The sequence below is a fragment of the Turicibacter sp. T129 genome (genome assembly GCF_025594975.1).
In the GTDB taxonomy this organism is placed as follows: domain Bacteria; phylum Bacillota_I; class Bacilli_A; order MOL361; family Turicibacteraceae; genus Turicibacter; species Turicibacter bilis.
The window spans coordinates 1-1,942 of the sequence record NZ_JAMQUU010000130.1 but is presented as its reverse complement, the minus strand read 5'-3'; the positions used below and the strand labels follow the sequence as shown (position 1 = coordinate 1,942).

Here is a 1,942-nt window from a genome sequence, read left to right as displayed (position 1 = left end):
GTACGGTGGTGTGAGAGGACGATGATTAAATTAATTAATTATCTCCTACTCGATTTAAACGTATTACATTGTTATTTAATGAGATAACGTGTTAGAATGAAAAGATAGCAAGGTGAATACAATGAAATCAGTCCATATTAATGATATAAAATCAAATTTAAATTCAATTAACTTAATTGATATTCGAGAAAGTATAGAGTTCTTATCGCTGCCTAAATTAGCACAAGCTACACATATTCCAATGTCTGAATTACTTCAAGCTCCAGAAGATTTTTTAAATAAAGAAATATCGTATTATTTAATCTGTCGATCGGGGGCCCGTACTTTTCGAGTAACAGAATATCTTGAACATCTAGGTTATGATGTTATTAATGTTGAAGGTGGCATGCTTGAATACTATAGTAAATAAAAAATTCTCTTCTTAAAAGAGAATTTTTTATTTATGGTTATCCTGAGAGTAATAGGCGGTCTAAGTAGGATGTTAACATAATAAAATATATTATGATAATATTTCTAAACTAGGAGAGAGGAGTATTAGAGAGAAAATAGAAAAAAATTTTGAGTTAAAGTGTTTATATAGCCTCATTTAATTTATCGCAGAAGGCTAGTAATGAAAAAAATAAAGGGGGATATCATGATGGAACTAGATATTCTAAGATTCATTCAGAGTTTTCACACACCATTTTTAGATCAATTATTTGAAATGATAACGATACTTGGTGAAAGTTCACTAATTATCTCTATAATTTTAGGAATATATTGGTGTATTGATAAAACAAGTGGAGAGTATGTTGCTTACTCCTTGTTTAGTAGCTTAATGCTGAATAATACAGTCAAAAATATTGTAAAAGCTAAAAGACCAATTGGTGAAGAAGGGATTCGCTCACTTAGAGTTCATACCGCCACAGGATACTCATTTCCAAGTGGTCATTCTCAAGCAGCAGCCTCAACTTACGGAGCACTATATCTTTTATTAAAAAAATATAAGTATTCTATTTTTTTTATCTTAATTATTATATTAGTTGGATTATCTCGACTATATTTAGGAGTACATTATCCAAAAGATGTTGTAGGTGGGATAATTATTGGTAGCTTAATGAGCTATATTACATATAGATTGTTTGTGAAAGTAGAAAATAGAAAATTACTATATTTATTAACGTTATTGGTATTCTTACCTGCTATCTTTAATGCATCTAGTGATTTTGCTAGATCAATAGGAGGATATAGTGGCTTCGTATTGGGGATATGGTTTGAAATGAGGTATGTCAATTTTCAGCTGAGTAGAAGTGTTTTTAGGCGAACCATGTGCTTTATAATAGGAATTAGCTCCCTTCTTAGCATAAAAATGTTATTTAGCTGTTTTATGGTGGAAACTGATTATGCAAAATTTATAAGCAATATGATTATTTCGTTTTATGGTTTTGGTCTGTATCCATATTTGTTTAATAAGGTTAGCCTAAGGAGTAGAATCAATTAATTTTACTCCTATTTATTTTCGAAAAAAGCATTTGACATTATTCGACAATGATGATAATATAATAAAGCGTTGAACAGCAATAAGAAAAAAACAGAAAATAAAGATAAAAAAAGTGTTTGACAGAAGTCGACAAAGATGATAAGATAATCAAGTCGCACTAAGGGAACAGGCCCGTTGGTGAAGCGGTTTAACACACATGCCTTTCACGCATGCATACACGGGTTCGAATCCCGTACGGGTCACCATTAAGTGGAGGATTAGCTCAGCTGGGAGAGCATCTGCCTTACAAGCAGAGGGTCGGCGGTTCGAGCCCGTCATCCTCCACCATAAACATTGGGCTATAGCCAAGCGGTAAGGCAACGGACTTTGACTCCGTCATGCGCTGGTTCGAATCCAGCTAGCCCAGCCAATGATGTCCTGCTAGCTCAGTTGCTAGAGCATCTTACTTATAATCAGAGGGTC

General features: G+C 33.3%; 2 protein-coding genes and 3 tRNA genes. All 5 read left to right on the top strand.

Annotated features, from left to right (window positions below):
* Positions 1 to 121: 121 nt before the first annotated feature.
* The 5 genes from NEH75_RS13495 to NEH75_RS13475 all read left to right on the top strand — a co-directional run bounded on the left by NEH75_RS13495 (position 122) and on the right by NEH75_RS13475 (position 1,889).
* Positions 122 to 409, top strand: a complete 288-nt coding sequence (locus NEH75_RS13495; RefSeq protein WP_055245309.1) for a rhodanese-like domain-containing protein — start codon at positions 122 to 124, stop codon at positions 407 to 409.
* 228 nt (positions 410 to 637) lie between these two features.
* Positions 638 to 1,480 carry a phosphatase PAP2 family protein gene (locus tag NEH75_RS13490; protein WP_262949030.1) on the top strand — a complete coding sequence of 281 codons (843 nt, stop codon included), beginning with the start codon at positions 638 to 640 and terminating at the stop codon, positions 1,478 to 1,480.
* 168 nt (positions 1,481 to 1,648) lie between these two features.
* A tRNA-Glu gene (locus NEH75_RS13485) sits at positions 1,649 to 1,725 on the top strand.
* 6 nt (positions 1,726 to 1,731) lie between these two features.
* A tRNA-Val gene (locus tag NEH75_RS13480) sits at positions 1,732 to 1,807 on the top strand.
* Between the two features lie 7 nt (positions 1,808 to 1,814).
* A tRNA-Gln gene (locus tag NEH75_RS13475) sits at positions 1,815 to 1,889 on the top strand.
* Positions 1,890 to 1,942: the final 53 nt, after the last annotated feature.